At 61.2% G+C, this 5,854-nt stretch carries 9 protein-coding genes; 6 read left to right on the forward strand and 3 right to left on the reverse strand.

Features of this window, described 5'->3' with window-relative positions; genetic code table 11:
- The first annotated feature begins 196 nt into the window (after positions 1-196).
- A complete protein-coding gene (locus H4684_RS20140) occupies positions 197-481 on the forward strand; it encodes a BrnT family toxin (protein WP_192625125.1) in 285 nt (94 codons plus the stop codon).
- Entirely contained in the window at positions 465-731 is a 267-nt protein-coding gene (locus H4684_RS20145; RefSeq protein WP_192625126.1) for a CopG family antitoxin, read from the forward strand. Before H4684_RS20140 ends, H4684_RS20145 begins: the two co-directional genes overlap by 17 nt.
- Positions 732-1,009: 278 nt before the next feature.
- On the opposite strand, the gene H4684_RS20150 is transcribed toward H4684_RS20145, so the two are convergent.
- A complete protein-coding gene (locus tag H4684_RS20150; RefSeq protein ID WP_192625127.1) occupies positions 1,010-1,291 on the reverse strand; it encodes a mobilization protein C in 282 nt (93 codons plus the stop codon).
- Positions 1,292-1,483: 192 nt separating this feature from the next.
- Between H4684_RS20150 and H4684_RS20155 the strand changes: the two genes are divergently transcribed.
- From H4684_RS20155 to H4684_RS20170, 4 genes are all read left to right on the forward strand, one after another.
- Entirely contained in the window at positions 1,484-2,557 is a 1,074-nt protein-coding gene (locus H4684_RS20155) for a MobA/MobL family protein (protein WP_192625128.1), read from the forward strand.
- A gap of 189 nt (positions 2,558-2,746) precedes the next feature.
- The gene (locus H4684_RS20160) at positions 2,747-3,958 is read left to right on the forward strand and encodes a DNA-binding protein (RefSeq protein WP_192625129.1); all 1,212 of its coding nucleotides are present in this window, start codon (positions 2,747-2,749) and stop codon (positions 3,956-3,958) included.
- A gap of 79 nt (positions 3,959-4,037) precedes the next feature.
- Positions 4,038-4,298, forward strand: a complete 261-nt coding sequence (locus H4684_RS20165; RefSeq protein WP_192625130.1) for a type II toxin-antitoxin system RelB/DinJ family antitoxin — start codon at positions 4,038-4,040, stop codon at positions 4,296-4,298.
- A gap of 2 nt (positions 4,299-4,300) precedes the next feature.
- Complete coding sequence (locus H4684_RS20170) at positions 4,301-4,573, forward strand: type II toxin-antitoxin system YafQ family toxin (protein WP_318779667.1); 273 nt, start codon at positions 4,301-4,303, stop codon at positions 4,571-4,573.
- A gap of 29 nt (positions 4,574-4,602) precedes the next feature.
- On the opposite strand, the gene H4684_RS20175 is transcribed toward H4684_RS20170, so the two are convergent.
- On the reverse strand, positions 4,603-5,460 hold the full coding sequence (locus H4684_RS20175; RefSeq protein ID WP_192625132.1) for a replication initiation protein: 858 nt from the start codon (positions 5,458-5,460) through the stop codon (positions 4,603-4,605).
- A gap of 105 nt (positions 5,461-5,565) precedes the next feature.
- On the reverse strand, positions 5,566-5,854 hold a 289-nt coding region (locus tag H4684_RS20900; RefSeq protein WP_225940587.1), incomplete at its 5' end, for a hypothetical protein.

Here is a 5,854-nt window from a genome sequence, read left to right on the forward strand (position 1 = left end):
GGCGGCCACTCGGTGCCGCATAGATGCCGCTAACGCGGCGCGGCTCCATCCGTGCTTTGTACGTGTCTTCGGCATAGAGCGAAACATCGCTTGCTAAAGGCAAAAAGACAGGCATTGAGGGTGTCGCTGCGCTCCAAAGGCAGAAAGGCACCCGCGCTGACTTGCCGTTGTCTACACAAATGACTACACGGTGCTTATGGAAATTACAGGATTCGATTGGGACGATGGCAACTGGCCAAAATGCGGCAAGCATGGCGTGTCCCAGGAAGAGATCGAAGAGGTGTTGTTGGGACAGCCCGCCGTTATGCCAGATCCTTGTCCCGACGAACCGCGTATGCGGGCCATCGGGAAAACCCAGGCCGGGCGATATGTCTTCCTCGTCTTCATGCTGAGAGAGCTCGACGGGGGGACGATGCTGCGGCCGATTAGCGCCCGCTACATGCACAAAAAGGAGGTCGAGCACTATGAAGGCCAAGTCTAAGCAGATGCCGTCGCTGCGGACCGATGCGGAAGCCGAAAAGTTTGTCGAGGAGTCCGATCTGTCGCAGTACGACCTTTCCGGGTTCAAGCCGATGCAGTTTGAAATTGAGCCCAAGAAGGGCGCGTTGAATATGCGCATCCCCGTGGGTCTGCTGGAGGCTGTAAAAGCCAAGGCCGCGGCCAAAGGGGTCCCGTACACACGCTACGTTCGTATGCTGATTGAAAACGACCTTGCCCGTCCCAATCACTAAGTGTCCGCCCCCTCGGGGCGGTTCCTCGACCTCTAGGGGCGGAGGATACCGCCCCCGCCGGTCGCGGGGGATGTCGTTAAAAGGCCCCGGCACATTCGTGTTGGACGACAGCGCAGGCCCCAAGAGGGTCGCCCCGCCGCGAAGCTGCGGGGTGCCCCCCATGCCTTTCCTGCTCGGTCCACCGCCCAGGGCGCGGTGCATCGCTCCAGGCTCCGCCCACCCCGGCCCCAGGCCGGGAGACCCCCCAGGGGCAAAAAAGACCCCCGAAGGGGCCTAATTTAGTTGGCCTCTGGCGGGGAGGGAGGCAGGGGAGGGAGGCCAAGGAAGGACCGGTCACGGGCTGCTGTGATGTACTCGCCCAGGAGCGAGGCGAGAAGCGCGTCGGGCATGCGTGGATCCTCGGTGTTGTTCGCGGCGATGATCGCGGCGCCAACAAGGATTTTCCGGCGCGTGTCCTCTGCCCGGGATTTTTTCGACAGCTTTGCCTTGGCGGTGGCGATTTTCGCCTCAAGTTCGCGTTTCTTGGCTTCAAGACGCTCCAGGCTCGACGTAGTGGTCATGGTTGACACCCCTTGTTCAGATCGGTATATGATGGGCTGGCATGGAAAATTTTGGTTGTCAATTCCTGATCTGCTCTAGGGGGTTCAGGAAAAAAAGAGCCCCGCAGGGCGCACTTACAGCAAAAGTCCTTCGGACTTTCGCGTGCGCTCTGCGAGGCTGAAAAACCACGGCGGCAAGCCGCCGGAGAAGAAATGGCCATTTATCACCTGACCGCCAAGGTCGGCTCCCGGCGAAATGGGGCCAATGCGAGAAGCAAGGCCGCGTACATCACGCGGCAGAGCGAATACGCGTGGCGTCGGGACCTGGTGCACGCCGAATCCAGGAACATGCCGTCCTGGGCACGGCAAGGGCACACGGATTTCTGGGAGGCGGCGGACAAGCACGAGGCCGCAAACGGCAAGCTCTACTACGAGCTTGAGTTCTCGCTCCCACGGGAGCTGACCAAGGAGCAGCAGCTCGACCTGGCCAGGTCGTTCCTCGACTCCCGCGCCCAGGTCGCGGACGTCGCCGGGTCGCTGCCGTACACGTTCGCGATCCATTCCCCCCGTCAGCCCCACGTGCACGCTGTCTTTAACGAACGTGCGTTTGACGGCCAGGACCGCGCTCCGGACACGTGGTTCAAGCGCGCTCATGGTGGCGGGGCGCGGAAGACTCGAACCATGCAGCCGAGGGCGTGGCTGCACGAAACCAGGGCGGCCTGGGCTGACGCATGCAACCAGGCGCTCCAGAAAGCCGGCTACGGCGTCCGAGTCGATCATCGGACCCTAGAGGCCCAAGGCGTCACTGATCGCCTCCCACAGCCCCATATAGGGCCAAAAGCATGGGCTATGGAGCAGAGAGGGATACAGACCGAGCGAGGAGATCACTGGCGGGATGTCCAAGAGGCCAACGGAGCGATGCAGGAACTGCGCGAGGTCGAGCAACAGATCGAGCGCGAGCGCTTAGAGCTGGAACCCAAGACGCCGATGCAGGGCGGCAAGAAAAAGCAGGAGAAGAGAATGTTGACCGACGCACAGAAGCAAGCGGTGACCGAGATCGTGAGCTGCTACAGCAGCGAGATTGAGGCGGAAATGCGGAACTGCGAAGATCAAGCGTGCGACTATCTGCAAGACGAGTACGGGCATGATGAAGAGTTGATGCTGCTCATGCAGGAGGAGCTGCGCTTGCAGCTACAAGCGGCAAGGGAACAGCGGTTGTTGGAAGAAGCAGACGAAAGGCAGGACTGGGAGCAAGAACAAGGGCCGAGTGCCAAATTCCGCATGTAAGGGGCCAAGAGGCCCCTTTTTTCATGCCTCCTGCGTGGCCTCGATGCTGAGGCCGAACAGTCCCAGGAGTGGAACGGGCCAGAGCTGTAACTGTAAAAAACAGGTTGACAAGTGTAACTGTAACGAGTAACAAATGCGTTACGGCGTTCGTTCGCGTTACACGTTACACTACGATACAGGGGGGATAACATGGCAGGGATTACATACGAGCAGGTGGCCCAAGTGGCGGACCAGATGATCGCGGATGGCCAGCGGCCAACTATGCGCGGCGTGCGCGATGCCCTTGGCAGCGGCTCGCTTTCCACGGTCCACAAATTTCTGAACGCTTGGCTCGACGCCAGGCCCCAGGCACAGGCAGCGGCCCCTGAGCTGCCTGGGGAGTTGGTCCTGTCCATCGCCCAGGAAATAGAGCGGGCGGCCTCGCGGGCGCGGGCGGAGGTAGAGGGCGACCTGGTGGTGGCCAAGGCCACAGCCGTGGACCTGGCGACAGAAAACCAGACCCTGGAGCAGGCCGTGGCCGAGCGGGTGGCCGAGGTGGCCACGTTGACCACCGAGCGGGACCAGGCGTCCGCCACGGCAGCGGCGCACGCTACCGAGATTCAGCGCCTGGTGGAAGCCGTTGACCGGGAGCGTCGGAGCGCCGAGGAGGCGCGTCTGGAACTGGCCAAGGTCCAGCTCACAGCAGAGGCCAAGGACCGCTGGATCGAGGAGCAGGCTGCCGAAATCAAGACCCTGAAGGTGGAGCTGGTCGAGGCCCAGGGAGCCCGGCAGGCGGCAGCGGTGGAGCTGCGCGGCACCCAGGCCGAGCTGGTGGCCGAGAAGGCAGCCAGGGCGGAACTGGCCCAGGATCGCGAAGGCCTCAAGGAGTCCTTGAAGGCTGCACGGGCGGACCTCAAGGTCCAGGCCGAGGCCCTGGCTGCGTCCCAGGCCGAAGCCAAGCGGCTGGCCGCCGATGTGGCGGCGCAGGCGGCGGACCTCAAGGCCCATGCCGAGGCTCTGACCAGGGCCGACGCGTTGGCCAAGGCCCAGGGCGAGGAGCTGGTAACGGAGCGGCAGGCGCACCGCGATGGCGTCGCCCAGCTCCGGGCCGAGCTGTCTGCCGCCGAAAAGGCCCTGGCTACGGCAGGGGCCAAAGTGGATGCCGCTGCGGAGACGAAGGCCTCCGTACAGGGCGACTTGGTGGCCGCCAGGCAGCGCATCGAGTCCCTGGAGCAGGCTGTGGCCGCCGAGCGCAAGGCACACAAGGAGGAAGTGGCACAGATTCGCGCCGAGATGGCCGCAGAGCGGTCCGCTCACAAGGATGAGCTGTCGAAGCTGCGCACGGCCCTGGAAGCCGCACAGAAGCCTCTGCTTGCTCCCCACAGGTTGGAAGAACTGCCGTCAGGCAAGGCGAAGAAATAACCACTGGAAGGGGCTAAAAGGTCTGCTCATTGACCCACACGATCTTGTGGCTTAAATGAGCTACAAAAGGGAGGTCATTATGGCTGCAACGGCATTTGTTCGGGCGAGGGTGGATGAGGCGGTGAAAAATGAGGCCGCCGAGGTTTTGGCGGACATGGGGCTGACGGTATCCGACGTGGTGCGGATCGCGTTGACTAAGATCGCCAAGGAAAAGGCTTTGCCGTTCGATATGCGCGTGCCCAACGCTCTTACGGCGGAGACGCTGGCCAAGAGCGAGCGCGGAGAGGATGTACACAGTGCCAAGGACGCCGATGACCTGTTTCAACAGCTTGGGATTTGAGCATGCGAGAGGCTGAATACTCTGGCCAGTTCAAGCGCGATGTGAAGCAGGCCCAGCGGCGCGGCAAGGACATGGGCAAGCTAAAGACCCTGTTGGGCCTGCTCATCGCAGGGGCAGAGCTGCCCGAATGCTACGTGGACCATCCCCTGAAGGGCGATTGGCGCGGTTTTCGAGATGCCCATATCGAGCCGGATTGGTTGCTGCTCTACAAAATCGAGGGCAACGTCGTCCGGTTTGAACGCACCGGGCGGCATACAGATTTGTTCGAAAGGTAAACCAAGGAAGGGGCCAAAAGGCCCCTTTTTTATGCCTTCGGCTGGACGTACCGCTTACAGACGTCGCATTGCAGGAGCCCCGGCCGGGGCGTGCACTGGCCATGGCACTGCGCGTAGCATTTGTGCGCCTGGATCATTGCCTGGTTTCGCTTTTGAGACTCGTCGCTGACGGCCTTTTTCTTCTTCGCGGCGGCAATGGGAGCTGTCCTGGCCTGGGTGAAGACGAAGCGGACGCCCGTGACTACACGCCCTTGGCGTACCGGCTCCCAGTCAAAGCGGAGCGAGGTGTGCTTGTGGATGTCCTTGTGGGCCTTTTCCAGCACCCGGCGGCGGAAGGCGGCGAAGTCCGCGCGGTGGGACTCCGGTACGGCGAGCTGTTTGTACAGGTCCTCGATTGGCAGCGTGATCTCCGCATGGGTGGGTTGCCATGACTTCAGGATCTCGAAAATCCGCTGCGAGTACACGCTCGGCAGGAGCAGGAACTCAAACAGGCTGTACTGCGTAAAGTGGCCCTTGAGGGCCAGGTAATGGGGCTTCAGGTCTGGATCGAAGCGGACCGTTACGGTTCGTTTTTTGCGGTTGTAACGGCATTTGGAGAAGACGCTGTACATGGTCCAGCCGTCGGGATCGGGGATAAGGATCGTCCGGCTCATCAGCGCTTTGGACACCTCGTCAATGGCGCGGTGCGTCGCCCCGCCCTCTTCGCGGAAGAGCTCGTCCACGGGGATTTCGTACTCTTTGAAGTCTTCATCCGCGACCGTTACGCGAGATGCGACCAGCGCCACCAGGCGCGGTTCAAACACTGACTTGGCGGGCCACGCGCAGCGAGCGATGTGGTTTGACTTTTTGACTATCGGTCCTGGCAAGGCTAGTTGTCTCTCGGCCATGAACGACCTCCCTTTCAGGTCGGCTAGTGGTTATTGGCTAGGCCGGGGATTGCGACTCCCCGCCTGGCCTTTTTCATTGCTATATATCGGGCGTTCTGACACGCGTCAAGGTCGTGTCAGCTGGAAATTTGTCAGATAAACTTGGAAATTTGTCAGATGAAGTTGGAAATTTGTCAGATGAAGTTGGAAATTTGTCAGAATAGGCCTCGGGAACCCGCGCCAGTCGGGGCTTCCCGAGGCTCTGAAAAGGAAAAGGAAAAAGAAATATAAGAAGAAGAGAAGACAGAAAGACATGGCCTGGCGGCCACTCGGTGCCGCATAGATGCCGCTAACGCGGCGCGGCTCCATCCGTGCTTTGTACGTGTCTTCGGCATAGAGCGAAACATCGCTTGCT

Origin of the sequence: Desulfomicrobium macestii, from assembly GCF_014873765.1 — a bacterium.
Classification (GTDB): Bacteria; Desulfobacterota; Desulfovibrionia; order Desulfovibrionales; family Desulfomicrobiaceae; genus Desulfomicrobium; species Desulfomicrobium macestii.

Excerpts from the sequence above, each read along its gene's own strand:
- H4684_RS20175 (WP_192625132.1), bottom strand. The coding sequence starts at position 5,460 with ATGGCCGAGAGACAACTAGCCTTGCCAGGACCGATAGTCAAAAAGTCA.
- H4684_RS20170 (WP_318779667.1), top strand. The coding sequence starts at position 4,301 with ATGCGAGAGGCTGAATACTCTGGCCAGTTCAAGCGCGATGTGAAGCAG.
- H4684_RS20150 (WP_192625127.1), bottom strand. The coding sequence starts at position 1,291 with ATGACCACTACGTCGAGCCTGGAGCGTCTTGAAGCCAAGAAACGCGAA.
- H4684_RS20145 (WP_192625126.1), top strand. The coding sequence starts at position 465 with ATGAAGGCCAAGTCTAAGCAGATGCCGTCGCTGCGGACCGATGCGGAA.
- H4684_RS20140 (WP_192625125.1), top strand. The coding sequence starts at position 197 with ATGGAAATTACAGGATTCGATTGGGACGATGGCAACTGGCCAAAATGC.
- H4684_RS20165 (WP_192625130.1), top strand. The coding sequence starts at position 4,038 with ATGGCTGCAACGGCATTTGTTCGGGCGAGGGTGGATGAGGCGGTGAAA.
- H4684_RS20160 (WP_192625129.1), top strand. The coding sequence starts at position 2,747 with ATGGCAGGGATTACATACGAGCAGGTGGCCCAAGTGGCGGACCAGATG.
- H4684_RS20155 (WP_192625128.1), top strand. The coding sequence starts at position 1,484 with ATGGCCATTTATCACCTGACCGCCAAGGTCGGCTCCCGGCGAAATGGG.